Origin of the sequence: Salinibacillus aidingensis (genome assembly GCF_039522525.1) — a bacterium.
GTDB classification, from domain to species: Bacteria; Bacillota; Bacilli; order Bacillales; family Alkalibacillaceae; genus Salinibacillus; species Salinibacillus aidingensis.
This window is the reverse complement of record NZ_BAAADO010000004.1, coordinates 345,017-370,522: the sequence shown is the minus strand read 5'-3', so window position 1 is coordinate 370,522 and position 25,506 is coordinate 345,017. Positions and strand designations below refer to the sequence as shown.

Sequence of the window (25,506 nt, the reverse complement as noted above, 5' to 3'; positions counted from 1 at the left end):
CTCATCTTATAATAAATATAATAGAATAAGCGATTAGGCTTATTACTATCTAACGCGGTAATGCTTTAAGAAAATTTTCATGGGTAATCTTCCGGACAAAATCGCTGGAAAATCGACCTTCTAATTCCTGAATAAAAGAATTATACTTTGAATAATCCTCTATCCCTTTCACAATTCCATCTGTTCCATCAAAATCCGATCCTAATCCTACGATATCTTCACCGCCAAGAGTCATGATCTTTTCAATATGGTTAAGAATATCTTTTGTACTAGTCTGATCAGTATCTGCTAAAAACTCCGGGACAAAGGTTACCCCCATAAAAGCATCTCTGGAAATTAATGCTTTAATTTGTTTATTATCCAGATTCCTTCGATGCTTACAGACACTGAAGCTATTTGAGTGGCTGGCTATCGGATATTCTGCTGTGTCCATAACATCCCAAAAGCCTCGATAAGATAGATGAGAAACATCCGTTAATACTTCATATGTATTCAGTACTTCCACAACCTGTTTCCCGAATTCAGATAAACCAGCGCCTCTTACTTCCCCGATTCCATCAGATACAGCATTTGCATTGTTCCATGTAAGGCCTGCTGCTTTTACACCCAGATGAAGTAATGTCTTTAGTTTGGTAATATCATTACCTACGGGATGCATCCCCTCCAACGTAAGCATGGCCCCTTTTTCATCTTCTTTTAACTGAAGAATATCGTCCCGGGAGGTAACCATTTTAATTTTGGGGTAGGGTTTCAGAATTCGTTCATAGAAAATATTAGCCATTTCTAATGCACTATGAAACTGTAAATCCTCAGGTATATGTGGTGGTACAAAAATAGCAAAACATTGAACCTTCACATCATTATTCATCCATCTATTATAATTCACCCGTAATTCCTGCTGATTGTCAAAAGACCAATCAGGATTTCTCCATAGTTGATATAATACGTCACAATGTCCGTCGATAATCACGCTGAGTCCTCCTATGATGAATTCTATCGTAAAATAAAAACCTGTTTGCCCGCTTCGCAAACAGGTTAACTACGTTTATCTAGGTTCAACAATCAACTTGATAGCTGTACGCTCTTCATTATCAATCATAATGTCTGTGAAAGCTGGAATACAAATCAAGTCAACACCACTAGGAGCAACAAAACCTCTTGCAATGGCTACCGCTTTAACTGCCTGGTTTAACGCACCTGCACCGATTGCCTGAATTTCCGCGGATCCACGTTCGCGTAAAACGTTTGCAAGAGCACCTGCTACAGAGTTAGGATTTGATTTTGCTGAAACTTTTAATATTTCCATTACTAGTTCCTCCTTTATTTACTATAATTCTTCCATAATTACTATATTCACTATTTTTTTAGATATTCCTTTTTATTATGAAGGATTTTTCTGAAAAATTCAAATTTTGAGGCCTGTTTTTGTTAGCGCTGCCATTCCTTTATAAAAGGAGGAGGCCGGAGTTCCTCCTCTTATATAACGTTTACACAGTCTAATTAGTGAAAAAACGGATGATCATTGTTTATAAGAATACGTTCGATTCGTCTTGCCATTCCATTATCCTTATTCATCTCAATAAATACACCACTTAATTGAGTCGGTCCGTCTTCAGCCACTTCAAAGCGGACAGGCAGTGCAGTGTGAAACCTTCTTAGAACGCTATCTTTATCCATACCTAAAATTCCATTATAGGGGCCCGTCATACCGGCATCAGTAATATAAGCAGTGCCTTTAGGTAAAATCCTGTTGTCCGCTGTCTGCACATGGGTATGTGTACCGGCAACGCCCCCCACTCTTCCATCTAAAAACCATCCGATTGCCTGTTTCTCGCTGGTAGCTTCTGCATGAAAATCTACGAAAATATAGGGAGTTCTTTTCTTCGCTTCTTTTACCAGTTCATCTACAACACGGAAAGGATCCTCGATAGGAGGAAGGAAGGTTCTGCCTTGCGCATTAATGACAGCTATTTCTTTATTGCCAGCCTTGTAAAAGGTCATCCCTTTACCTGGTGTATCAGGAGGAAAATTAGCTGGTCGGACCATGTCATTCACATCATCAATAAACTCAAAGATGTCCTTTTTATCCCAGGCATGGTTGCCAAGTGTAATGACATTTGCTCCCCATTCTTTCATCTGGCGATAAATTTTTTCGGTGATCCCTTTTCCATGAGCTGCATTTTCTCCGTTTACAATGGTGACATCAGGATGATATTGCTTCTTAAGATGAGGAAGATTTTCCTTTAACATCTCTCTTCCTGGTGACCCCACCACGTCTCCGATGAATAATATCTTCATGTGTTCGTCCTCTTTCTATAACTATAATTTTATGTCCTTTAAATACAAGTTCAGTTTTACATATCAGGTATATTTTGTCAAAACCAAAACAAAAGCGACCCTGAAAAGGATCGCTTATTTGGCATATTCTACTGCCCTTGTCTCCCGGATCACGGTAACTTTAATATGACCAGGATAATCTAATTCATCTTCAATTTTCTTCTTGATATCTCTTGCCAGAATTAAGGATTCGTCATCTCCAATTGAATCAGGACGAACCATAATTCGAATTTCCCGTCCAGCCTGAATAGCGTAGGATTTCTCGACTCCTTCATACGAATCAGAAATTTCCTCTAATTTCTCCAGACGTTTAATGTAATTTTCCAACGTCTCACTACGTGCACCTGGACGTGCAGCAGAAAGTGCGTCAGCAGCGGCTACAAGTATGGATATAATCGATGTAGGTTCTTCATCACCGTGGTGAGAGGCAATGGAATTAATGACCACTTCATGCTCTTTATATTTTTGAGCAAGCTCTTTTCCAATTTCTACGTGGCTGCCTTCCACCTCATGGTCTATTGCTTTACCAACATCATGCAATAAGCCTGCACGCCGTGCCAATCGTTCGTCTTCTCCTAATTCTGCTGCTAACAAGCCAGCTAAATACGCGACTTCCATTGAATGTTTCAACACATTTTGACCATAGCTTGTACGATATTTTAGTCGACCTAAGATTTTGACTAAGTCTGGATGTAGCCCATGTACACCAATTTCAAATGTAGTCTCTTCACCAACCTCACGAATATATTCGTCAATTTCACGACGAGATTTTTCGACCATTTCTTCAATTCGAGCCGGATGAATACGTCCATCCTGCACTAATTTTTCAAGTGCCAGGCGTGCTGTTTCTCTTCTTATTGGATCAAATCCTGACAGTATAACAGCTTCAGGTGTATCATCAATAATCAAATCAATACCTGTCAGGGTTTCCAATGCCCGAATATTACGACCTTCTCTTCCGATGATACGGCCTTTCATTTCATCGTTTGGCAAATTCACGACTGAAACCGTTGTTTCGGCGACATGATCTGCTGCACATCGTTGCATAGCTAGGGATAATACCTTCTTGGCTTTCTTATCCGCCTCTTCTTTTGCACGATTTTCAGCATCCTTTATCATAATAGCCGTTTCGTGTTTAATTTCCTTCTCCACACGTTCTAAAATAACCTGTTTAGCCTGATCAGTTGTGTATCCAGAAACGCGTTCAAGCTCAGCTTGCTGTTCATTCATCAACTCTTCCACTTTGCTTTCCATTTCTTCAATTTGTTGTTGTTTTTCAGCAAGTGATTCTTCTTTACGTTCTAACATGAGCTCGCGCTTATCCAGAGATTCAGATTTTCGATCCAGGTTTTCTTCTCGTTGCAATAAACGATTTTCCTGGGTTTTTACTTCCATTTGCCGTTCACGAAGTTCGTTTTCTGTTTCCTGACGCAATCGGTGATTTTCATCCTTCGCTTCTAAAAGCGCCTCACGTTTTGCGGATTCAGCATTCCTCCGACCTTCTTCGACAATTTGTTTTGCCAAGTCCTCAGCACTCGAAATTTTCGCCTCTGAAATAGACTTGCGAATTAAATAGCCAACAACAATACCGACAATTAAGGCTAGCAAAGCGGAGATGATTATGGTGACAACTGGTTCCATTTCGTTCACCTCCTCTTGCTGTAATGCTCGTACTATTTCAAGTCGGCATGTACAAAGATTCAAATTTAAGTCAGCACTTCAAAAATTTGTTGAAATATAAAAATAAAATTATACATATTAATTTTAAGCTTGCCAAATTTTATTGTCAAGGTTTGCCTGTCCAATATACAAAATTCAAAAGGCTGTCCCTATAACGGACAGCCTTTTGAATTCATCCCTATTAAACATCTAACATTTCCTGGGCCTCATCATTATTTACTTCCTTACCTTCGTCTCCATCATCTTCATCAAGATTATGATGCTTTCTGATTGCACTTTTTACTTCTTCGGCTATATCTTCATTCTCACTCAGGAATTTCTTCGCATTTTCTCTTCCCTGACCCATTTTTTCATTATTATAAGAATACCAGGCTCCACTCTTCTGGATGATATCTAAATCGGCTCCAATATCAAGAATCTCGCCTTCCTTAGAGATACCTTCTCCATACATAATATCAACCTCAGCTGTTTTAAATGGTGGGGCAACCTTGTTTTTAACAACCTTAATCTTGGTTTTGTTACCAACCATCTCATTTCCTTGTTTTAAGGTTTCGGCTCTGCGGACTTCCAGACGAACAGAGGAATAGAATTTCAATGCACGTCCACCTGGAGTGGTTTCCGGATTACCAAACATAACACCGACTTTTTCACGAATCTGATTAATAAAAATAGCCGTTGTTTTCGATTTATTGATGGCACCAGATAATTTACGCAGTGCCTGAGACATTAAACGTGCCTGTAAACCAACGTGGGAGTCACCCATTTCCCCTTCGATTTCTGCTTTAGGTACAAGGGCTGCAACAGAGTCAACAACAATCATGTCAATAGCTCCACTACGTACAAGGGCTTCCGCGATTTCCAATGCCTGCTCACCAGTATCAGGCTGTGATAATAGTAATTCTTCAATGTTTACCCCTAATTTTCTTGCATAGACAGGATCCAGTGCATGCTCTGCATCAATAAACGCAGCCTGACCTCCATTACGCTGTGCCTCTGCAATCGCATGTAAAGCTACCGTTGTTTTACCAGAGGATTCAGGACCATAAATTTCCACCACACGTCCTCGTGGGTACCCGCCAACACCTAATGCAACATCAAGTGTAATTGATCCACTTGAAACCGTTGAAACTTTTTGTCCTTCCTGTTCCCCAAGTTTCATAATGGAGCCTTTGCCAAATTGCTTTTCTATTTGTTTTAACGCCATATCAAGCGCCTGCTTACGTTCGCTCACAGTTTTTCCTCCTTTAACAATCTATCATCGTTATGTCTATCATAACCTTTTTTAAGGGATTTGCCAACAGAAATGCGAATAAATGTTCTGTTAATTTCATGAAAAATAATGGCCAAAAAGTGAGGTTTTCCCTGTCCATTTTTTAAATTCGGCTAAAATAGACGCACTAATAAATGAATTTCAAATTATTTTTCAGGCATTTCTTTTAATGAATAGAATAACCATTCCAATCCCTTTTTCACTGTATGCTGGCGGATTTTTTCTCTGCTTCCGTTTAATTGATAAGCTTTTACAACTGAATCCTGATCACCTATTTTCAGACCTATATATACAAGTCCGACCGGTTTTCCCTCACTGGCATCCGGTCCTGCATTACCAGTGAAACTGATACCGACCGCTGACTGCATTTTCCGCTGAACCTGTTCCGCCATCTCACGTGCACATTGCTCACTGACTGTGCCGTGCTTTTTAATCAGGGAGTCAGGAATATGTAACACATTTTCTTTAATTTTAGTCTGATAGCCCACAATCGACCCGGCAATAACATCCGAAGCGCCCTGTATAGATATTAACTGGTCAATGAACCTTCCCCCTGTCAGGCTTTCCGCAGAAGCAAGTGTGTACGAATGTGACTTAAGCATTTCCAGCACCTTTTGCTCAAGCGTTTCATCATTCCGGCCATAATAATAATCACCAATCCGCTGCATTAATTGCTCCTGGACATTGGAAATAGAGGATAACGCTTCTTCAGCAGTTTCAGCTTTTGCTGTTAAACGTAAGGTAACCTCACCTTCTCCAGCCAGTGGGGCGATGGTAGGATTGGTTTGGGTTCTTATCAAATCTGAAACCCGTTCTTCAAGAATAGATTCTCCGATTCCAATAAATTTCAGCACTCGTGACACAATTTGATTTTTAAATGGATACCTTTCCTTAAGAAATGGGATGATACTTTTTGAAAAAATGGATTTCATTTCCCGTGGGACACCAGGAAGGAAAATCCAGCCTTTTTGCATATGATCCACAAACATCCCTGGGGCCATCCCTTCTTCATTTGGAAAAACCTTTCCATCTTTAAAGACAAGAGCCTGTTTGCGATTATTTTCAGTCATAGATATCCCACGGCGTTCAAAGAAGGATTCAACCTTTGTCAGCACCTGGGGATGAATCTCAAGCTGCTGACTTAGGATATCTGCCCCAACCTCTCTGGTTAAATCATCTTCCGTAGGTCCCAGTCCTCCTGTAACAATAACCAGATCGGAACGCCTGTCTGCCAGCTCCATAACGCTTTTAAGACGGTCATAATTGTCACCCACGGTATGGTGAAAATAAACGTTGATGCCCATATGTGCAAGATTCTGGGAAATCCACTGCGCATTCGTGTCGGCAATCTGCCCTAACAGGAGCTCAGACCCGACGGATATAATTTCGGCATTTATGTCCTTCTTCATTTGGAATCCCTCATCACATGCCAATTTTTGATAAAGTATTCAACACCTGAAACAACGGTAATAATCATAGCGGCATATAAGGCAATGATGTCAAAGGGAAGCCCCAGATAAGAAAAAGGAAAATTATGCAGTAATAATGCAGATACAGCAATAATTTGAATCCATGTTTTTAATTTTCCCATCTGACTGGCTGCCAGAACAATCCCTTCACCGGCAGCGACTAACCTTAAACCTGTAATTGCAAATTCTCTGCTAATTATAATAATAACAATCCAGGCCGGTGCTAACCCCTGTTCAACCAAAAGAATAAATGCCGCTGAAACGAGCAATTTATCAGCTAATGGATCCAAAAATTTCCCTAAGTTGGTTACCAGATTATGTTTTCTGGCATAATACCCATCAATCCAGTCCGTTGTAGAAGCAACAATAAAAAGAATTGCTGCTGCTAAATGAGACACAGGTAAAATACGCTCACCAACGGTTATTTCTCCCCATTCAAAAGAGATAGCTAGTAACAGAATAAAAAATGGGATTAACATTATACGAGATAAAGTAATTCGATTGGGAATATTCAATTTTAACGCCTCCTGCTAACGAAATAAAGAGTCATCGGTATTCGATGACTCCACTTTATTCATTTATATTTTTTATTGTACCACTTTTAAAGTAATATCTTGAACATAATTTTTTGGTTTTTTAGGGTCAAAGGCATATTTAAGGTTTGTGTCATTTACCTTTATATCAACCGCTGCTGCTTGTCCGATTCTCATCGTTACTGACTTTTGGTCCGAAAAATCAAATTCCTTAGGGGAGTTATCTGATGTTAACATTTTATCAAAAATAACTTGTTCATTCGCATCTCTTATCGTCAGCCAGCTTTTTTTAGACGTTGTTAAGGTTACATTAAACTTATCATCAGGGAGTTTTACTTCATATTCTGCTGAGAGACCTCCGCTTTTGGATTGGTTTGTTAAATTTACTTCTGTTTGAGGTTTTTCTGCATCGCCCGTGTCACTATTTGACTCGCTTGACCCGCTATTTTCATTTTCTTCGCTATTTTGATCACCATTTTCCTTTTTTTCTGTCTCTTTCTGGTCCGAGCCATTGTCATCATTCTTATTTTCCTGCTGAGATTGGTCCCCACGCGTAATTTCCACCTCATCCGGATTGTCCTGTTCCGGAGATTCTTCGGGATCAATCGTTTGCTGATAAAAGAAATAGGCAAAAACAATAATAGCGACAATTAAGAGAACGGTTAATATTTTCGGGATAACAGAAAACAGTGCGGAATGTTTCTCAGAAGATGGCTGTTTACTATGCTTCTGAACACGACTGATACGTTCATATTCTTCCTGTTCAGGGGATGGAAGTTCATTTTCATACTCTTCAAAGAGCTGATCTGCATTTAATCCAACGGTGTTCGCATATTCACGAATAAATGCTCTTGTATAAAAACTGCCTGGCAGGATGTTGAATTGACCTTCCTCTATGGCATTTAAATAGCGCCTTTGAATCTTCGTCATTTCCTGAATATCAGATAGAGAAAGGCCTTTTTCTTCTCTTGCTTCTTTTAATCTTTGTCCTAATTCCATTCTTTAACACCATCCATCCTTAAAAGTCAAACATTGAGAAACCATCATCTTGAGAAAATGCTGGACGTTCAAGATTTTCATACGTGATTTCTTCCTCTTCGTCTGTTCGTAATTCTATAATATAATCAAAATCATCTAAGGTATATTCTGTGTGCTGCACAAGAATATCCGGATGTTCGACAACTTTTGTAGCTGGCATATGCATAATTTCACGAATTAGTTGCCAATGTCTTTCACTTGCTCGTCTGGTGGATACAATCCCATCTATAATGAAAAGATTATTCTCATCATATTCGTCTCTGATCAGCTTACTTCTGACCGTTTGCTTTAATAACGTACTGGATACAAATAACCATTTCTTATTTGCACATACACTGGCTGCCACGACTGATTCCGTTTTCCCAACCCTGGGCATACCTCTTAACCCAATTAGTTTGTGTCCTTCCTTTTTATATAATTCAGCCATAAAATCCACAAGAAGTCCCAATTCATCACGGACAAAGCGGAAGGTCTTTTTATCATCCACATCACTATGTATGTATCTTCCATGCCTAACCGCAAGTCGATCTCGTAATTTAGGCAGTCTCAGCTTGGTGACGCGTATCGTATCCATTGTATCTAATATCGATTTCAATCGTTGTATCTGTTCTTCGTGTTTACTTAAGAGCAACATCCCTCTGCGGGAATTTTCCACTCCATTAATCGTGACGATATTAATCGACAGCATCCCTAACAAAGAAGAAATATCGCCTAACAGTCCAGGCCTGTTGGTTTGAATTTCATACTCCAGGTACCATTCCTGTCTCTCTCCCATAGATAAACCCCTTCATTACGTAACATAAAACGTTTATTAATTACTATGATAAATGATTTTTCAATATTAGAAAAGGACATAAAAGCATAATCCTGTAATTCATTTAAAAAGAGAAAAGATAGGACTTTAAAATGAGGGAGAAGATCCTCCCTCCCATTCATAGGCAGATAAACTTATAAGGCCATATACGAGGCTCTCATTTTTACAGTTCGTTTTACTAACGCCCCAAAGTTGGGGGTATTACGGCTTATGCATTCAAAAGTTTCTGGCACAATAAAAACAAGAGGGAAGCACCCTCTTGTTTTTATTGTATCCCGTTATTTTGTACCATCTTAACCATCATATTAGCAATTGCATGTTTCTCATCATTTGAAGCTACATTCCATAAATCTCTGAGAACTGCTTCCTGGTCATTTTTTGCATCTACCTGAGTGGCTAAATAATCTCCAACCTCATAAGCAAGGTCGCTAATTTCCTGCTGGGACAGCCCTTGACCTTCTGCGTTATGCATTTTGTCACCCAGGAAATCCTTCCATGATTCAAAATTATCTAAGATGGACATATTCTTTCCTCCTTCAAATTGGACCTTTCATCTTTAGTTTGAACCGGAAGCAGGTGATTATTCACAAAAGAAATACCATTTCAGGAGGAAAACCCACCATTAACGTTAATGATTTGCCCATCTATATACTGTGCGCGTTCACTAAAAAGAAACTGCACCACATTGGAAACATCCTGTGTGCTCCCAAATTTCTTTTGAGGAATCGTCTCAAATAATGCATCCCGTTCCTCCGCTGATAAATGTTCATTCATTTTCGTATCAATTACACCTGGACTTACTGCATTTACCCGGATACCACTAGCGGCAACTTCTTTTGATAACGCCTTTACAAAGCTGTTTTGAGCTCCTTTAACTGTTGAATATAAGACTTCATTACTGGCACCAATTTCTCCCCAAATCGAACTAATGAGCACAATATGCCCACTCTTTTGCTTAATCATATCGGGAAGAAGATAACGGGCAATTTTCATAGGCGCCTGCATATGGAGGAGTATCATTTCCTCCATATCCTCATCGGTTACATCCTGAAACAGGCTGAATAATGCTTTTCCACTCGCATAAACCAGTGCATCCACTTTAAAATAAAGCTGATCCATTAGTGTTTGAATTCCTTCCGAGGTTGAAAGATCTGCCTGAATACAGGATAGGATGGACTCGCTTGGAAAGTGCTTCGTCTGCTCCTGTAAACGTTCAAGATTCTGATTACAATGCAGAATGACCTGCCAGCCATCCTGCACCAGATCCTTAGCAATGTTTCCTCCTATATCTCCACTCGCCCCTGTGACCAAACATGTTTTCATCTTTAACTATTCCTTTCTGTCTTACTCGGGAAGGATATAACACGTACTAATACGTTCCTCGCTGATCCAATCCTGCACAATTTGCTCAAACTCTTCCTTCGTCATTTCGTTTAACGTTTCGTATAAATCAAAATAATTCAGACCCAGCTGATGATAATCAATAAATTGATTCGCCGTTCCCTCCAGAGAATTTAAGGTTTTCAGAAGATCACCGGTTTGCTTACGCTTCATCCGGGTGAAAACTTCATCTGACCATTGTTCATTCTTGATTTTCAAGAGCATTTCCTTTAATTTAGCAGATAATTCTTTGGGCTTCTGTGTATTCCCACCGACAAAGGAAAATGCAAAATTTTCTTCAATATGAACTTCGTAATCAAATCCATCTTCAATAAGGTTTTCATTATATAATTCTTCATAATAAGGACCACTTTTCGAAAACAGAAAGTCATAAACCATTTGAGTGACCAGTTTTAATTTCGGTAATTTATCCTTCGTCAGCTGAGACGGGTCTTCCTTAATCCCGACAAGACATTTAGAAACTGAAACGGGCATGTAAATTTCTTCTTCCTTTTTTGCCACCTGAACAGTCTCTTCCGGGAAGGAACGTTTAATTTCGTCAGCAGGGTGAAAGGATTTTCTTTCCTGATTTTCTTTAATTTTTCCCATCATATCCTCTGGCTCGAACTTTCCGGTCACAAATAAAATCATGTTAGAGGGATGATAAAACGTCTCATAGCATGTATATAAGTCATCCTTCGTAATTTCCTGTATAGAATCGACTGTACCGGCAATATCGATTTTGACCGGATGATTTTCATACATAGAGCCGATCGTTCCAAAAAACAACCGCCAATCCGGCTGATCATCATACATCTTGATCTCCTGGGCAATGATTCCTTTCTCTTTTTCAACGGTTTCTTCCGTAAAATAAGGCTCCTGAACAAAGTCTAAAAGTGTTTCAACATTTTCTGTAACATTTTCCGTGGACGTAAATAAGTAAGCTGTTCTAGTAAATGATGTGAAGGCGTTTGCCGATGCTCCCTGCTTTGTAAATTGCTGAAAAACATCCCCATCCTCTTTTTCAAACATTTTATGCTCAAGAAAATGGGCAATCCCATCTGGAACCGTTACATATTCATCTTTATTAAGAGGAGTAAATGTACGATCAACGGAGCCGTATTTTGTTGAAAATATGCCAAACGTCTTCTCCATTTCATCTCTGGGTAATAGATATACATCTAATCCATTTTCCAACGTATCAAAATATAAGGTTTCCTGAATCTGATTTAATGTTTTTGATTTCATGCGTTATCACCTTCACTCGTTAAAAAGTAAATCGTATCCAACTTAACCTTATCAGCAAAAGATATTAAATCCTGTTTCGTTACTTGTTCGACTCCCTCAAACATTTCACCGGGGGTTCTCTTTTGATTGGCCAGAACCTGATGATACATTATCTCAATAATTCCGACTGGATGATCAAAAGTTTCTTTTAACTGATGAATCGTAAGCCTTTTTGTTTCCTCAACCTCAGTATCCGTGAAGTTTCCTTTCTGCATTTCTTCAAACTGCTTGATGATAATCTCTTTCGCTTTATCATATGCTTCAGGAGCAATACCGCTGAAAACAAGTAATAATCCTTTGTGACTTTCAAATCTGGAAGCAGCATAGTAGGCCAGCTGATGCTTTTCCCGAACATTGGCAAATAATTTTGAATGAGGAAATCCGCCAAATAAGCCATTAAACACCTGCATCGTAAAATAGTCGGAGTCCTTAAATGTGGTTTGCGTTCTAAAACCTAAGTGCAGCTTACCCTGTTGTATTTTTTGTTTTTCCGTTACCTCCTGCCCCTGTTTTGATTCTGATGGTGACTGTACCAGTGAAGAGGAATGAACAGGATAACGGTCAAAGCTGAGCGATTGACCAATGGTTTGCTTAGTCTCCTCAACATCCACATCTCCTAAAAGATAAACATCCATACGATCCTCTTTTAGCATCGATTGGAATGTGTTGTACAAAGTTTGGCCATCAATGGATTCCAAATCTTCCAAATATCCGTGTACATGAGTGGCATAAGGCTCATTTTGGCACATTTCATCAATTAAACGCATATTGGCATAACTCATCTTCTGATCTTTAATGGATTCAATTTTCTGTCTGAGGGTTTCCTTTTCTTTTTCTACGATTTCTGACTTAAAAACATTTTCCTCGAGAAGAGGTTTAAGAAGAATTTGCTGAACAAGTTCCATAACCTCATCCATCAGTGAATTTTCATCAGGTAAAAATTTCTCATTCACAAATGACATACGAATCGTAATTAAGTGATTTTCACCTTTCTTTGAAACATCGATATTCAAATCTGCTCCGTATAACTCATCGAGTCTGGTTCGTAATTTTCTCTCACTCGGATAATCCTTTGTTCCTTTCTGCATTACAAAAGAAAGTAAGGCACGTCTGGTGGCTATATCCCTTTGCAAAGGAGCAAGGAATCGGATAACCAGCACATTGGTTTTAAACTTTTTTGTAGGAATTACATGCAGCTGATATCCTTCCATATCAAACTGATGTTCAGTCAATTCAGCCATTCCTTTTTACCTCCTTAAACATACAATCTCTCCATATAGCTTATCATGAATTAGAAAAAGTATCCTTCTATAAGCATAAATTAAAGCGTAAAAAAAACCCTTTATTATTAGAAATAAAGAGTCCTGGATTTCGTATGAACTTATTCCTTAACCATCCCCTTAAGTTAAACACGTACTCAAATTCTCTTCCTTATAACGTAAAAGCTGAATTTGTCCGCTCTGAAATAATTTTTCGAATATAACACAGGCTCATCCTTTTCGTTATAATGCATTTGTTTTAATAAAAGAAGAGATTGATCAGGTTGACAATCAAGTAATAATGAAGCTTTTTCATGAAAACTTACCGGTTCGATTTTCGTTACAGCATACGTTATTCGATAACCCGTGTAATCCTCTATAACCTTCAGCAAGGAGGTATTTTTGTGCACATTTTCAAGGTCAATGGAATCTGGAAGAATGTGATCAATACAGTAAATCACAGGAGTATCATCTGCTGTACGAATTCGCTCAATTTCGACGATTTCAGATAACGAATTGTCATTAAACTGAACCCTGTCTTCCGATGATGATTGAATGATTTCAGTTGCAAGGTAGCGGGAGCCAGGGGTCATTCCGGTTTGAGCGATCATATCCGTTACACTATGCAATTGCTCAATCCCAGAAGCAAAAACGGACTTTTCCTTCACATATGTACCCACACCATGCTTTCGAATGACAATATTGTCTTCCTCCAGAATACGGAGCGCTTCCCGCAATGTGGCCCGGGAAACTCCTAAATCCCTGGACAATTGAAATTCAGAAGGTAATTTTTCGCCTTCCCGATATTTGTTTTTTTCTATGTCATGTTTAATTTGGTCTATGACCTGTAAATATAAATGACGTGAATCATCACGAATGGACATTACATTCACCTCAAATCACTTTCTTTGGAACAACGATGAACCTTAAATTACTATATCATTATTCGACATGCAAATAAAGCAAAACTTCAATCAGAATAAGGTTCCGAACTGTATGGACCAAGCTCCTGTTTTACTATTAATTGGACGAAAAGCAGCCTTAAAGGAAAGGCTGCTTCATGAGGTTTGTTCTTCTTCAACATGATTCGTTAAAACTTTTCGTGGCTTGCTTCCTTCATAAGGACCAACGATTCCCCGATCTTCCATTGCGTCAATTAAACGAGCCGCACGCGTGTACCCAATTCGGAATCTTCTCTGGAGCATGGATACACTTGCACTTTGCATCTCCAGGACGAGCTGTACAGCATCATCATATAATTCATCATCCACTTCCTGTACAACTTCAGACTCTTCCTCAGGGATCATATCCTCCTGATACTGAGCCTTCTGCTGTTCGACACAGTGATCGACAATACGTTCAACCTCTTCATCTGATAGAAAAGCACCCTGAATACGTGTAGGTTTGGAAGCTCCTACCGGGATAAAGAGCATATCTCCTCGACCTAATAACTTTTCAGCTCCACCAGAGTCCAAAATCGTTCTCGAGTCAGTCTGTGAAGATACACTAAAGGCGATTCTTGATGGGATATTCGCCTTAATGACTCCTGTAATAACATCAACAGAAGGCCTCTGAGTTGCAATGATCAGATGAATACCGGCAGCCCGTGCCATTTGAGCCAGTCGTGTAATCGCATCTTCCACTTCATTGGAAGCCACCATCATCAGGTCCGCTAACTCATCAATCAGAACAACAATATAAGGTAATAATGGCTGTTCTTCTTCCTCTGGGCTAATGCTGTTCATTCGTTTCACATATTCATTGTATCCTTCTATATTCCGTGTACCTGTTTCCGAGAATAAGTCATAACGCCGCTCCATTTCTGCTACAACCTTTTTTAATGCTCTCGAAGCTTTTTTAGGATCGGTAACAACAGGTGTAAGTAAATGAGGAATTCCATTATAGACATTCAGCTCTACTTTTTTCGGGTCAATCATCATCATTTTAACCTCGTGAGGCTTGGCTCTCATTAGGATACTGGTAATAATTCCATTTACACAGACACTTTTTCCGCTTCCTGTTGCACCAGCAATTAACATATGCGGCATTTTATTCAGTTCAGCTGTTATAACTTCGCCGGAGATATCTCTTCCCAGCCCAAATAGCAGCTTGGAGGAATTGCCTTTCGGATATGCATCCATAACTTCTTTTAAAGAGACTGTTGCAATTTCCTGATTGGGAACTTCAATACCAATGGCAGATTTCCCCGGTATTGGCGCTTCAATTCGTAAATCCTTGGCAGCTAATGCCAAAGCCAGATCATCGTGAAGATTGACGATTTTACTTACTTTTACACCAGCACTGGGATATACCTCATACTTTGTAACCGAAGGCCCTACATGAACTTTGGAGACTCTTGCTTTAACACCAAAGCTTTCAAAAGTTTTTTCCAGCTTTCGAACCGTAGCCTGAATATGGGACTTTTCTTGTTGCTGAGAGTTCTGAACCGGTTCAACAAGCAGTTCCGGCGATGGCAAGATATATTCTATGTTTTCCTTCTCTGCCAATGGCAACGACTCGTCCAGTTCTGTCTGATCCTCCTGTGACCCGGAATCCTCCTGAACTTCTTGAGTTTGATTTTGGCTTGATTGACCAGTCTCCTCTTCTCCATCAGAACCAGGTTCATGAAAGTCATGGGTATGATATACAGCGTCTGTAAAATCTTCAATAATCGGCTCTTCACCCTTATCTGCAATTTCAGGCGCAGCTTGTCCCATATCAATTTCCGGAGAAGCATCTATATCTGTCGAAGCTGCCTTCTTTTCCAGTTTATCTGCTTTATGTTCGAGCCATTTTTGCTGGAGATTGTTTTTTTGTTCCAACCATTTGTCTTTACTTTTTTCATAGCTTTTCTTTAAAAGATCTCCTAATGAAATTTGTGTCAAAAAGAGAATACCTATAATAAAACCGAAAACAGACAAAATTCGTGCTCCATCCGGTGAAAATAAGTAAAAGCTGAACGCATAAAGACTGGCACCAATTAATCCTCCCCCTAAATAGGAAGCTTCGAGTTCACCACTGAGAAAACCCGTAAAATGACTCCAGGTTGTCTTTAGAATCGATGGGTCAGCAGCTGAAGTCATAATAGATTCAAAGGTTTGGATATGGGTAAACAATAAAAGTGATGAAATAATAATATAAAAACCTGTAAGTTTGGGCTGAAAGAATTTAGGCCAGGTTCTCTTAACCATTAGCGATATCCCTAACCCAAATAGAAATATAGAAGGAATAACAAACCATATCCCGAAAAACAACCGTAATAAGTGCTCCAGACCTCTTGGAATATAACCTGCACCAATAGCACTTATTCCACTTGAAAAAATCGCAAGGGCTATGAATAATAGGCCTAGTAATTCAAACTTCAGACCTTTTTTTATTGTTTTTTTACTTCTTTTCCTCTTTTTCTTTGCCATAGATGTTCACCTCAATATACGGTCGCCTCCGCTTTTCTCTGTCCAGCTGCGGCTTCCTAGGTCAAGGCGGATATAAGCCAAAGCCATTCCGTGGCCAAACCCATGCCACTCCATGTCTTCGTCTTATCCCGCATGACCTGAACAGTCGCCTCCGCTTTTCTCTGTCCAGCTGCGGCTCCCAGGCCCAAGCGGTCATAAGCAGAATCTCCTCCATGGCCAAAATACGGCCACTCCGGATATCCTGCTTATGCCGTCGGGCCTAAACGGTCGCCTCCGCTTTTCTATTATGTAAAAGATAAGCAGCCATACCTCGTGGCTGCTTTTTCCATTCTTATTATATCACAGTGTAGACACGCTTGTAATCATGAAGGGAACTTATAATCGGATCCGATTACCTGGTGTATACTGCTGGTTTAAATAATCATTTGGGTCTGTTGACATGGTCTGCAGAATTTCGTAAGATCCATCCTTCATATCCTGTACCTTTAATACGCGATTTTCAACGGTGACCCATTTACACTGGCTGTATTCCTCCTCATCTGGTGGAAAAATATCATGTTCGCTTAAAGGTGTGTAAAGAATCATTGTATCACCTGACTCTCATTACCGTTATCTTTGTTGTCATCAATCATTTGATTCAGCTTTTCCATAGCTTCCTTTACACCGCCTATTTCGTCAATAAGTCCAAAATTTACTGCATCTGTTCCTACAACGTTAGTGCCAATATCTCTCGTTAAGTTCCCTTTTTCAAACATTAACTCCTTAAATTTTTCCTCTTCAACATTAGAGTGACGAGTGACAAAGTTAATCACTCGATCCTGCATCTTATCTAAGTACTCAAAAGTCTGCGGCACACCTATCACAAGACCATTCAGACGAATCGGGTGAATGGTCATCGTTGCCGTTTCGGCTATAAACGAGTAATCCGTTGACACAGCAATAGGAACACCAATAGAGTGTCCACCGCCTAAAACAATGGAGACTGTGGGCTTTGAAATCGAGGCAATCATTTCGGATATGGCCAGACCTGCTTCTACATCCCCACCTACAGTATTCAAAAGAACAATTAACCCTTCAATTTTAGGATTTTGTTCAACAGCTATAATTTGCGGTATCATATGCTCATATTTTGTTGTTTTATTCTTTGGCGGTAATTGCACATGACCCTCAATCTGGCCAATAATGGGCAGTATATGAACGTTGGAATCAGGGGTTTGGGCAACGTTGGTTTGACCTAATTGCTGTAATTTCTGTACCAGACTACTGCTATTCTGGTCATTCCCTTGTTGCTGTCCATCCTGATTTCCATCTTTTTGTGGATTTTGTTCGTTACTCACTCTATCTACGCCCCTTTTCTATGTTTACATCTTATTATGACCGATAGGACGTATAGACATGCAAAAAAGCCGGCATAAATTATTGCCGGCTTTCATGAATTCCTTCTAAAATACTGACTAATTGTTTATTCTCATCATCATTTAGGGGGATAATTGGCAAGCGTACTCCACCTGCATCAATCCCCTTCCAGTGTAATGCAGCTTTTACAGGTGCTGGTGAAGGAGCTAAAAAGACTCCTTTCATGACCGGCAGCAGATGACGGTGAAGGTAGGCTGCCTGCTGCACATTTCCCTGATCATAATGTTGAAGCATTTCCTGCATCTCATTTCCAATGATATGAGCGGATACAGAAATAACTCCTTCCCCGCCAATCGCTCTGGTAGGGAGAGTTAAAGGATCTTCACCTGTATACAATACGAACTCATCATCTGTCTGTTCAATGACCTCAGCCATTTTATTTAAGTCACCACTTGCATCCTTAATGGCGACAATGTTATCGATTTTAGAGAGACGGACCACTGTGTCGGCTTCCAGGCGTACAACCGTTCTTCCTGGTACATCGTACAGAATAACGGGTAAGGATGTGGATTCAGCAATTGACTTAAAGTGCTCATATAGACCTTGCTGACTTGGTTTATTATAATAAGGGCCTACTAGCATAATCCCGTCTACACCTGTTTGTTCTGTTCTTTTTGTCAGCTCAATGGAAGCCTGAGTGTCATTGCTCCCTGTTCCGGCAATGACAGTTGCTCTGCCATCGACAACCTTCACTACATGATTAAATAACTGAACTTTTTCATCCACTGACAAGGTGGGTGACTCACCAGTTGTTCCAGCCACAACTAAACCATCAGAACCATTCTCAATTAAATACTCAACTAATTCTGTCGTTTTAAACAGATCTACTTTGCTATTATCATCAAAAGGAGTAACCATAGCCGTTAAAATCCTGCCGAAACTCACGAAAAAGACTCCCTTCTCTCCTGATCTCACCCTAGTTCAAATGTGTCATGTAATGCAGTGACTGCCTTTTTTAAGTCATCCTCATGAATCAGTACCCAAATCGTTGTGTGACTGTCAGCGGATTGCAAGATCTGAATTCCTTCAGCAGCTAAGGAACTGACAATTTTTGAAGTGACACCAGGGACACCGGTCATACCTGCTCCAACTGTAGACACTTTTGCACAATTTGGAACGGTTTCCGGCTGATAACCCAATTTTTGAAGCAGTTTTACAGCCTGATCTGCTGATGCACCTGGTACAGTATAGGTTACCCCATCTGGTGAAATATTAATAAAGTCTACAGAAATGTTCGCTTCAGCCATTGTTGTAAAAACATCTTCATGAAGTTTATCCGTATTGGTTTCCGACTTTACATTAATCTGTGTAATGTTGGATAAATGAGCAATACCGGTGATAAGCCGATCAGGAATATCCTGACCATTGGCTTCTGTTCTTGAGGAGGTTACGAGCGTTCCCTCATCATCTGAATAAGTGGAGCGTATTCGCAAAGGGATTTCTGCCTGCATGGCCAGTTCTACTGCCCTTGGATGAATCACCTTTGCACCTTGATGAGCCAGGTTGTTGATTTCATTATACGTAACTACAGATAACGGTCGTGCCTTTTCTACGATTCGCGGATCAGCTGTCATAATGCCTTCAACATCTGTAAAGATATCTACATATTCTGACTTAAGCGCAGCTCCTAATGCTGCTGCTGTAGTATCTGATCCTCCTCTGCCTATTGTGGTTGTTTCTCCATTTTCATCTTTCCCCTGAAAGCCTGCAACGACAACCGCATCATAAACCTCTAATTCTTTTAAAATCCGATCTGTATTTACTCTTTCAATTTTGGCGTTTGTAAATTCACTGTTAGTTAAAAATCCAGCTTGTGCACCTGTCAATGCTGCAGCTTTGACATTTTGCTCATTAAGTTCATTGGAAAACACAATGGATGAAATAGTTTCCCCACAAGAGACCAGCAAATCTTTTTCACGATCTGAAATATACGAATGGGTGTCATTAACCAGGGACAAAAGGGTATCCGTGGCATATGGATCCCCCTGTCTGCCTATGGCTGAAACGACAATAACCACCTTATATCCATCATCCATCGCTTTCTTAATATGAGAGATAGCGCTACTTCTAGTATCCTTTGAACGTACAGAAGTTCCACCGAATTTTTGAACGACTAGTTTCATTGATACACCTCTATAACGTTATTTTTTTAACCAATTATTTTCTATTATACTTTGTGCAATCTGAACAGAATTCCATGCTGCACCTTTTAATAGATTGTCAGATACAACCCATAGATGGTATCCATTGGCCTGATCGAGATCCTGACGAATACGACCGATAAACACATCCCGTTTTCCTTCCGCACTTAAAGGCGTTGGATAGGTTTGTGTTTCCGGATCATCTTCCAGTACAACCCCTGGAGCGTTCTGGAATAGTTCTTTTATCTGTCCGACAGATGCTCCTTCCTGCTCCACTTCAACATACACGCTTTCTGCATGTGATGTGAAAAATGGAAGTCGTACACAGGTTGCAGAAACAGGTAATTCGGTTAAATGCATGATTTTTTTCGTTTCATTAATCATTTTCATTTCTTCAAATGTATATCCATTGTCCTGGAAGACATCAATTTGCGGTAATGCGTTAAATGCGATTGGATAATGCTTCTCATCGCCTTTAACTGGCAGAATCTCGGCATTTAACTCATCACCATTTAAAAAGGACTGAGATTGTTCTTTTAATTCATCTGCGGCTGCGTTTCCCGCTCCAGATACTGCCTGATAGGTCGATACGATCACTCTTTTCAGACCGTATGCTTCACGAATAGGTTCAAGGGCAGCGACCATTTGAATGGTTGAACAATTTGGATTGGCAATAATTCCATTGTGCTCCTTAATATCCTCCTCATTCACCTCAGGAACAACCAGAGGTACTTCGGGGTCCATACGATAGGCACTTGTATTATCGACAACCACTGCACCACGTTTTACAGCTTCGGGTGCCAGTTTTTTTGAAATACTTCCTCCTGCTGAAAACAAAGCGATATCCACGCCTTCAAAGGCTTCAGGCAACGCTTCTTTTATCTCAACTTCTTCCCCATTAAACAAAACCTTCTTACCTGCTGAGCGTTCAGATGCCAGAAGGGAGATTTTATCAATTGGAAAGTTCTGTGCTTCGAGTGTCTGGATCATTTTTTGGCCAACTGCACCTGTTGCACCAACAACTGCAACATGATAGCTTTGTTGATTTTGTGACATAAATGTTTCTCCTTTCCTAAATCATTAATCGTTTAAATCTTCACTAAGAATATAAATAGATTGAAAAGTTGCTCTAATCACAAGTTTACAATACTCAATTTTAAATTCAATGATAACTTGATATAATTATCTCCATTCTAGCATACTCACAGGTTGAAAAGTATGGTTTTCCTTAATTTTCGTTAAACATGCGCTGAATTAGTACCGGTTGATACTGTTCCCGGTCCAGTGCACTTTCTACCGCTGCTTGAAGCTGAGTCATATCAGCAACAAGGGAATTTGGCTTTTTAAATGGGTGATCCTGGCCTAAAGGTATAAAGTAGAAGTATTCACTGGCCATCAATCTCATTAAATTAACACCATTCATGCCTAAAGCATCATTTGTCGACAACCCTAATACAATTGGGTTCTGATTTCTCATGGTTGCTTTAGCAGCCATTAATACCGGCGAATCGGTTAATGCATTTGCCAATTTACTTAAAGAATTTCCTGTTAATGGCGCAATGACCATACAATCTAACGGATACTTCGGTCCAAGAGGTTCTGCATCCGGAATGGTTGAAATCACTTTTTGTCCGGTGATTTCCTCAATTTTATTGACATGATCCACCGCTTTCCCAAACTTAGAATCTACAAATTTTACAGTATTGGAAATCACAGGAACCACTTCAGCACCTGCATCTACCAGCTGTTGAATCTGTGGAAAAATTTCCTCATACGTACAATGAGAACCGGTCACTCCAAATCCAATACGTTTCCCTTTGATATCCATACGTCATAACTCCTTTCTTATTGTTCATCCGTTAAAATTTGAGTGATGACACCAGCCAATATATCTCCTGCTGTTTTTGGAGCCACAATGGAGGGCAGACTGGGTGTTAATATCGCCTTTACCCCTCTGCGTCTGGCGTAGCGAAAATCAGTGCCTCCAGGTTTTGACGCTACATCCAGAATAATAGACGTGAGAGGCAGGTTTTGAATGACCTTCACATTCACTACTGGTGCTGGAATGGTATTTAATAAAATATCACAATCATATACGGCTTCACTTACTTCTTTCATTTCAAAGGGTTCAAATCCCATTTCATAAATACGAGCAAGATCCTTTTGACATCTTGCCCCTACCTTTACTTTGGCTCCCAAAGCCTGAAATGTCCTTGCAATCGTAATTCCAACTCTTCCAAAGCCAAGAACCACTACTTTTGATCCATGTATGGTGAAATCTGTGTACTGTATGGCTAACATGAGTAATCCTTCAACGGTTGGAATCGAATTATAAATCGCTACATCATCGCGATTGAATAACGGGATCAATGTAAGATCCTTTTCTTCGCATAAATTGGTTAAATATGAATTTGTAATACCAGTAAAGACCTGACAGGATGGTGACAGTTGGTCTAACCATTCTTCCGTTAATCTTGGAGAATAACTGGAAAAATCAGTATCTAAATAGCCTTCCTGATCTACCCCACGTACAGGCAGAAGTACTGCATCTAAATGATCTGGTTTAATTTCCTCCATATTGGTCTTATTAACGCCTGGTATATCCTCTTCTAACTCGTCATACCCGACTAAATACAGGGTTGCATCCCAATCACAAAGCTTCTTAATGATTTGCAGCTGCCTGGCATCACCACCAAGCACACCTATTTGATAACCTGTTAACATGTCAGCACCTCACTATAGAGAACCGTTATTTTTAATGAATAAGCCCAAATTCATTTACGATGTTATCTTATGACCATAAGCCAATAACGTGAATGTTTTCTTCTCTTTGAAAAATGACGAATAAAAAAACCTTTGTTTCCGCCATTCAAATGCGAAAACAAAGGTTTTTTCCTGCTGATTTAACCTTGATATGGATCCTGATAGGGCTTTACAACGACAATATCGTCTCCGATCGTTTCAATTTCACTCCAATGAATCTTATCCTGCATTTCTCCCTTTTTAACACCGAACCATTTATAATCCGGAATTAATATGGATTCAATCTTTCCTGTTTTGATATCAATATCTAAATCTGTCTGACCTAAAATCCCCAGGCGGGTACCTTTGGATACATCAATCAATTCCTTCCCGCTCAAGTCTTTAAATCTCATTTTGTTCCCTCCCACTATTACTTTATGCGCAGGGAATGAAAGTTATTTTTAATCTTTTGCTGAGATTAATGCACTTGAATAAGGCTGATTAAATATTTGCTGAATACTGTTATTGATTAAATGATGGTCTACGTTATCAATGAGCTGAATAATATCATCAAGAGAGCGATGGCGCTTAAGCAGCAGCTCATTTTTACCGTTGCGGCTCATCCTGCTGTTTGTGCTTTCTAAACCCAGCATTAAATTCCCTTTCAGCTGTTCCTTACTGTTCTTCAGCTCCTTATCTGTCAGACCATCAGAAATTAATTTTTGAACCGTATCGTGAATCGTTTCTTCCAGTACCTCTAATTGATCATTACCTGTTCCTCCATAAATGGTTAACAGACCATCATCAAGGAAGGAGCTATGATAGGAAAACACTGAATAGGCCAGACCTTTTGTTTCCCTTACCTCCTGGAATAATCGGGAACTCATACTGCCACCTAATACATTATTCACAACGACAAGACTGTAAATATCATCATGACCTACAGGAAGCCCCTGGTACCCCAGGCAAAGATGAGCCTGTTCGGTATCCTTCTTTCGCTTAAAGTGCTGATGCTGAAAGTCGGGTTTATCAAATTGATTCTTCCCGCCCTTACGCTCAAAGGTGCCGAACAGCTTTTCAACATCTTTGAAAAATCCTTCATCCACATTTCCCGCCACAGAAACCACAACATTTTCCGGGCTGTAATTCTCCTCCATATAGGCTCGCAAATCCTCAGGTTTAAAGGATGCCAGGGTTTCTTCCGTGCCTAAGATTGGATAGCCCAATGGATGCTTCCCATAGCTTGCTTCCGACAGCAAGTCATGAACAATGTCATCCGGGGTATCTTCATACATCTTAATTTCCTCATTAACAACCTTCTTTTCCCGTTCCATTTCTTCCTGATCAAAGGTGGAATGGAAAAACATATCAGCCAGAATATCCAGCGCATAGCTTGCATGTGTATCCATAACCTTTGCAAAGTAACAGGTATACTCCTTGGAGGTAAAGGCATTCACTTGTCCTCCAATTGAATCAAAGCTTTCTGCAATTTCACGAGCGTTCCGATTTTCAGTCCCTTTAAACATCATATGTTCGATAAAATGGGAGATCCCATTATTCAGATTTCCTTCATTTCGGGAGCCTGCTAAAACCCATATTCCAATCGATACAGATCTGACAGTCGGGATTTCTTCTAATACGATACGGAGTCCATTATCACATGTATATTTTTTAACCAAAATTCATCCTCCTAAATAAAACATATTCATTTCATGATCTGTTCTCTGATAATAAATTTCCAACGGTACCAATTTTATAGTTTTTTTCCTTGATTTTCAAAATTAAGTCCTCAAGTGTATCCTCCATTACTTTTGTCGGGTGCATTAAAATCATGGATCCCCCTTCTAATTTTGGTATAACACGATTCATAACTTGAGCCTTAGAAGGATTATCCCAGTCAATGGTGTCAATCGTCCACATAATCGTCTCCATGTTATGTTCAGCAGCGACGTTGACAACATATTTATTAAAGTTACCCGCAGGTGGAGCTAAAAATTCAGGCTTCTTTTTAATAATAGATTTAATAATGCCGTTGGTCTTTGTAATCTGATCGGTAATTTGTTCTTTGTTCATTTGACTCATATCAGGATGATTATAGCCGTGACTGCCGATTTCATGACCTTCCTCATTAATCATCTTTAATAGCTCAACATGATCCTGTGCCCATTTTCCATCTATAAAAAATGTTGCCTTCAGGTTATGTTTTTTTAGCGCTTTAATCATGTTTGGTATATATTCTTCTCCCCAGGAAACATTGATGAGAAAAGAAACCATTTTTTTGTCCGGATGTCCCCGGTAAACAGGAGCGGCAGGGAGGTCATCAAACGTAACCTCAGGCTCTGTTTCATTATACACGAGCTTCTCTTTATTAAATTCCCCTGTATCCTCCATTTTTAAATAGGATTTATCCACATTTACCTCTAAACCATTTAAACCCGGCATTTTTTTCCACACTTTATGTATTTTAGCATTTTGAGGCTCTACCTCAAAGCTTGGAGCCTTTTGTTCAATTTCCTTATAAAGTGAATCACTTTTATCGACAGAGGATACTGAAATATTTTCCATAACGGAAACATAGTCTTTAGTATAAGTATTCTCAAATAAACCATATGACAGCATAACAAGAACGACAAATAATATACCCTGAATCCAATAACGCCGCCTCATAAAATCCCCCTCTCCCTAAACCCTATGAAAAACAAGCCCCGTGTAGAACATAGAAAAGCG

Annotated in this window: 25 protein-coding genes; all 25 read right to left on the bottom strand. The window is 39.7% G+C overall.

All coding sequences use genetic code 11. From position 1 onward, the window contains the following. Positions 1 to 49: 49 nt before the first annotated feature. Positions 50 to 970, bottom strand: coding sequence for a dipeptidase (locus ABD006_RS11915; protein WP_343841300.1), 921 nt, complete (start codon positions 968 to 970; stop codon positions 50 to 52). Between the two features lie 75 nt (positions 971 to 1,045). Further along, positions 1,046 to 1,306 carry a stage V sporulation protein SpoVS gene (spoVS, locus tag ABD006_RS11910; RefSeq protein ID WP_044157499.1) on the bottom strand — a complete coding sequence of 87 codons (261 nt, stop codon included), beginning with the start codon at positions 1,304 to 1,306 and terminating at the stop codon, positions 1,046 to 1,048. A gap of 194 nt (positions 1,307 to 1,500) precedes the next feature. Then, positions 1,501 to 2,298 (bottom strand): TIGR00282 family metallophosphoesterase, encoded by a 798-nt coding sequence (locus ABD006_RS11905; protein WP_343841289.1) that lies wholly within the window; start codon positions 2,296 to 2,298, stop codon positions 1,501 to 1,503. Between the two features lie 114 nt (positions 2,299 to 2,412). Beyond that, the gene (gene rny / locus ABD006_RS11900) at positions 2,413 to 3,978 is read right to left on the bottom strand and encodes a ribonuclease Y (protein ID WP_343841286.1); all 1,566 of its coding nucleotides are present in this window, start codon (positions 3,976 to 3,978) and stop codon (positions 2,413 to 2,415) included. 220 nt (positions 3,979 to 4,198) lie between these two features. After that, positions 4,199 to 5,248 carry a recombinase RecA gene (gene recA, locus ABD006_RS11895; protein ID WP_343841283.1) on the bottom strand — a complete coding sequence of 350 codons (1,050 nt, stop codon included), beginning with the start codon at positions 5,246 to 5,248 and terminating at the stop codon, positions 4,199 to 4,201. 185 nt (positions 5,249 to 5,433) lie between these two features. After that, entirely contained in the window at positions 5,434 to 6,696 is a 1,263-nt protein-coding gene (locus tag ABD006_RS11890) for a competence/damage-inducible protein A (RefSeq protein ID WP_343841280.1), read from the bottom strand. Next, a complete protein-coding gene (gene pgsA / locus ABD006_RS11885) occupies positions 6,693 to 7,271 on the bottom strand; it encodes a CDP-diacylglycerol--glycerol-3-phosphate 3-phosphatidyltransferase (protein ID WP_343841279.1) in 579 nt (192 codons plus the stop codon). Before pgsA ends, ABD006_RS11890 begins: the two co-directional genes overlap by 4 nt. 72 nt (positions 7,272 to 7,343) lie before the next feature. Further along, positions 7,344 to 8,288 (bottom strand): helix-turn-helix domain-containing protein, encoded by a 945-nt coding sequence (locus ABD006_RS11880; protein WP_343841276.1) that lies wholly within the window; start codon positions 8,286 to 8,288, stop codon positions 7,344 to 7,346. 19 nt (positions 8,289 to 8,307) lie between these two features. After that, on the bottom strand, positions 8,308 to 9,102 hold the full coding sequence (locus tag ABD006_RS11875; protein WP_343841274.1) for a DUF3388 domain-containing protein: 795 nt from the start codon (positions 9,100 to 9,102) through the stop codon (positions 8,308 to 8,310). Positions 9,103 to 9,406: 304 nt separating this feature from the next. Next, a complete protein-coding gene (locus tag ABD006_RS11870; RefSeq protein WP_044157489.1) occupies positions 9,407 to 9,664 on the bottom strand; it encodes a DUF3243 domain-containing protein in 258 nt (85 codons plus the stop codon). A gap of 80 nt (positions 9,665 to 9,744) precedes the next feature. After that, a complete protein-coding gene (ymfI, locus tag ABD006_RS11865; protein ID WP_343841272.1) occupies positions 9,745 to 10,464 on the bottom strand; it encodes an elongation factor P 5-aminopentanone reductase in 720 nt (239 codons plus the stop codon). 21 nt (positions 10,465 to 10,485) lie between these two features. Next, positions 10,486 to 11,769, bottom strand: a complete 1,284-nt coding sequence (yfmH, locus tag ABD006_RS11860; protein WP_343841270.1) for an EF-P 5-aminopentanol modification-associated protein YfmH — start codon at positions 11,767 to 11,769, stop codon at positions 10,486 to 10,488. Beyond that, positions 11,766 to 13,049, bottom strand: a complete 1,284-nt coding sequence (gene yfmF / locus ABD006_RS11855) for an EF-P 5-aminopentanol modification-associated protein YfmF (RefSeq protein WP_343841267.1) — start codon at positions 13,047 to 13,049, stop codon at positions 11,766 to 11,768. The genes yfmH and yfmF overlap by 4 nt, the downstream gene beginning before the upstream one ends. Positions 13,050 to 13,225: 176 nt before the next feature. Continuing rightward, complete coding sequence (locus tag ABD006_RS11850) at positions 13,226 to 13,951, bottom strand: GntR family transcriptional regulator (protein ID WP_343841266.1); 726 nt, start codon at positions 13,949 to 13,951, stop codon at positions 13,226 to 13,228. A gap of 174 nt (positions 13,952 to 14,125) precedes the next feature. Further along, positions 14,126 to 16,480 (bottom strand): DNA translocase FtsK, encoded by a 2,355-nt coding sequence (locus tag ABD006_RS11845; protein ID WP_343841264.1) that lies wholly within the window; start codon positions 16,478 to 16,480, stop codon positions 14,126 to 14,128. Between the two features lie 375 nt (positions 16,481 to 16,855). Continuing rightward, positions 16,856 to 17,065 carry a YlzJ-like family protein gene (locus tag ABD006_RS11840; protein ID WP_343841261.1) on the bottom strand — a complete coding sequence of 70 codons (210 nt, stop codon included), beginning with the start codon at positions 17,063 to 17,065 and terminating at the stop codon, positions 16,856 to 16,858. After that, positions 17,062 to 17,817, bottom strand: a complete 756-nt coding sequence (locus ABD006_RS11835; protein ID WP_343841258.1) for a ClpP family protease — start codon at positions 17,815 to 17,817, stop codon at positions 17,062 to 17,064. The genes ABD006_RS11840 and ABD006_RS11835 overlap by 4 nt, the downstream gene beginning before the upstream one ends. A gap of 79 nt (positions 17,818 to 17,896) precedes the next feature. Then, complete coding sequence (dapA, locus tag ABD006_RS11830) at positions 17,897 to 18,781, bottom strand: 4-hydroxy-tetrahydrodipicolinate synthase (RefSeq protein ID WP_343841256.1); 885 nt, start codon at positions 18,779 to 18,781, stop codon at positions 17,897 to 17,899. 26 nt (positions 18,782 to 18,807) lie between these two features. Beyond that, positions 18,808 to 20,019, bottom strand: a complete 1,212-nt coding sequence (dapG, locus tag ABD006_RS11825) for an aspartate kinase (protein ID WP_343841252.1) — start codon at positions 20,017 to 20,019, stop codon at positions 18,808 to 18,810. An 18-nt stretch (positions 20,020 to 20,037) separates the two neighbouring features. After that, complete coding sequence (gene asd / locus ABD006_RS11820) at positions 20,038 to 21,093, bottom strand: aspartate-semialdehyde dehydrogenase (protein WP_343841250.1); 1,056 nt, start codon at positions 21,091 to 21,093, stop codon at positions 20,038 to 20,040. 172 nt (positions 21,094 to 21,265) lie between these two features. Further along, positions 21,266 to 21,865, bottom strand: coding sequence for a dipicolinate synthase subunit B (locus tag ABD006_RS11815; protein ID WP_343841248.1), 600 nt, complete (start codon positions 21,863 to 21,865; stop codon positions 21,266 to 21,268). A gap of 17 nt (positions 21,866 to 21,882) precedes the next feature. Further along, positions 21,883 to 22,761, bottom strand: coding sequence for a dipicolinic acid synthetase subunit A (gene dpaA / locus ABD006_RS11810; RefSeq protein ID WP_343841245.1), 879 nt, complete (start codon positions 22,759 to 22,761; stop codon positions 21,883 to 21,885). A gap of 179 nt (positions 22,762 to 22,940) precedes the next feature. Then, positions 22,941 to 23,192 (bottom strand): YlmC/YmxH family sporulation protein, encoded by a 252-nt coding sequence (locus tag ABD006_RS11805; RefSeq protein WP_343841242.1) that lies wholly within the window; start codon positions 23,190 to 23,192, stop codon positions 22,941 to 22,943. Positions 23,193 to 23,240: 48 nt separating this feature from the next. Continuing rightward, positions 23,241 to 24,458, bottom strand: a complete 1,218-nt coding sequence (locus tag ABD006_RS11800; protein WP_343841240.1) for a M16 family metallopeptidase — start codon at positions 24,456 to 24,458, stop codon at positions 23,241 to 23,243. Positions 24,459 to 24,489: 31 nt separating this feature from the next. Next, a complete protein-coding gene (locus ABD006_RS11795) occupies positions 24,490 to 25,446 on the bottom strand; it encodes a polysaccharide deacetylase family protein (protein WP_343841237.1) in 957 nt (318 codons plus the stop codon). Positions 25,447 to 25,506 lie beyond the last annotated feature (60 nt).

Excerpts from the sequence above, each read along its gene's own strand:
- ABD006_RS11870 (WP_044157489.1), bottom strand. The coding sequence starts at position 9,664 with ATGTCCATCTTAGATAATTTTGAATCATGGAAGGATTTCCTGGGTGAC.
- ABD006_RS11845 (WP_343841264.1), bottom strand. The coding sequence starts at position 16,480 with ATGGCAAAGAAAAAGAGGAAAAGAAGTAAAAAAACAATAAAAAAAGGT.
- ABD006_RS11875 (WP_343841274.1), bottom strand. The coding sequence starts at position 9,102 with ATGGGAGAGAGACAGGAATGGTACCTGGAGTATGAAATTCAAACCAAC.
- ABD006_RS11850 (WP_343841266.1), bottom strand. The coding sequence starts at position 13,951 with ATGTCCATTCGTGATGATTCACGTCATTTATATTTACAGGTCATAGAC.
- dapG (WP_343841252.1), bottom strand. The coding sequence starts at position 20,019 with ATGAAACTAGTCGTTCAAAAATTCGGTGGAACTTCTGTACGTTCAAAG.
- ABD006_RS11905 (WP_343841289.1), bottom strand. The coding sequence starts at position 2,298 with ATGAAGATATTATTCATCGGAGACGTGGTGGGGTCACCAGGAAGAGAG.
- spoVS (WP_044157499.1), bottom strand. The coding sequence starts at position 1,306 with ATGGAAATATTAAAAGTTTCAGCAAAATCAAATCCTAACTCTGTAGCA.
- yfmF (WP_343841267.1), bottom strand. The coding sequence starts at position 13,049 with ATGGCTGAATTGACTGAACATCAGTTTGATATGGAAGGATATCAGCTG.
- rny (WP_343841286.1), bottom strand. The coding sequence starts at position 3,978 with ATGGAACCAGTTGTCACCATAATCATCTCCGCTTTGCTAGCCTTAATT.
- ABD006_RS11815 (WP_343841248.1), bottom strand. The coding sequence starts at position 21,865 with ATGGATATCAAAGGGAAACGTATTGGATTTGGAGTGACCGGTTCTCAT.
- ymfI (WP_343841272.1), bottom strand. The coding sequence starts at position 10,464 with ATGAAAACATGTTTGGTCACAGGGGCGAGTGGAGATATAGGAGGAAAC.
- ABD006_RS11890 (WP_343841280.1), bottom strand. The coding sequence starts at position 6,696 with ATGAAGAAGGACATAAATGCCGAAATTATATCCGTCGGGTCTGAGCTC.
- asd (WP_343841250.1), bottom strand. The coding sequence starts at position 21,093 with ATGTCACAAAATCAACAAAGCTATCATGTTGCAGTTGTTGGTGCAACA.
- ABD006_RS11880 (WP_343841276.1), bottom strand. The coding sequence starts at position 8,288 with ATGGAATTAGGACAAAGATTAAAAGAAGCAAGAGAAGAAAAAGGCCTT.
- ABD006_RS11805 (WP_343841242.1), bottom strand. The coding sequence starts at position 23,192 with ATGAGATTTAAAGACTTGAGCGGGAAGGAATTGATTGATGTATCCAAA.
- dpaA (WP_343841245.1), bottom strand. The coding sequence starts at position 22,761 with ATGTTAACAGGTTATCAAATAGGTGTGCTTGGTGGTGATGCCAGGCAG.
- ABD006_RS11840 (WP_343841261.1), bottom strand. The coding sequence starts at position 17,065 with ATGATTCTTTACACACCTTTAAGCGAACATGATATTTTTCCACCAGAT.
- yfmH (WP_343841270.1), bottom strand. The coding sequence starts at position 11,769 with ATGAAATCAAAAACATTAAATCAGATTCAGGAAACCTTATATTTTGAT.
- ABD006_RS11795 (WP_343841237.1), bottom strand. The coding sequence starts at position 25,446 with ATGAGGCGGCGTTATTGGATTCAGGGTATATTATTTGTCGTTCTTGTT.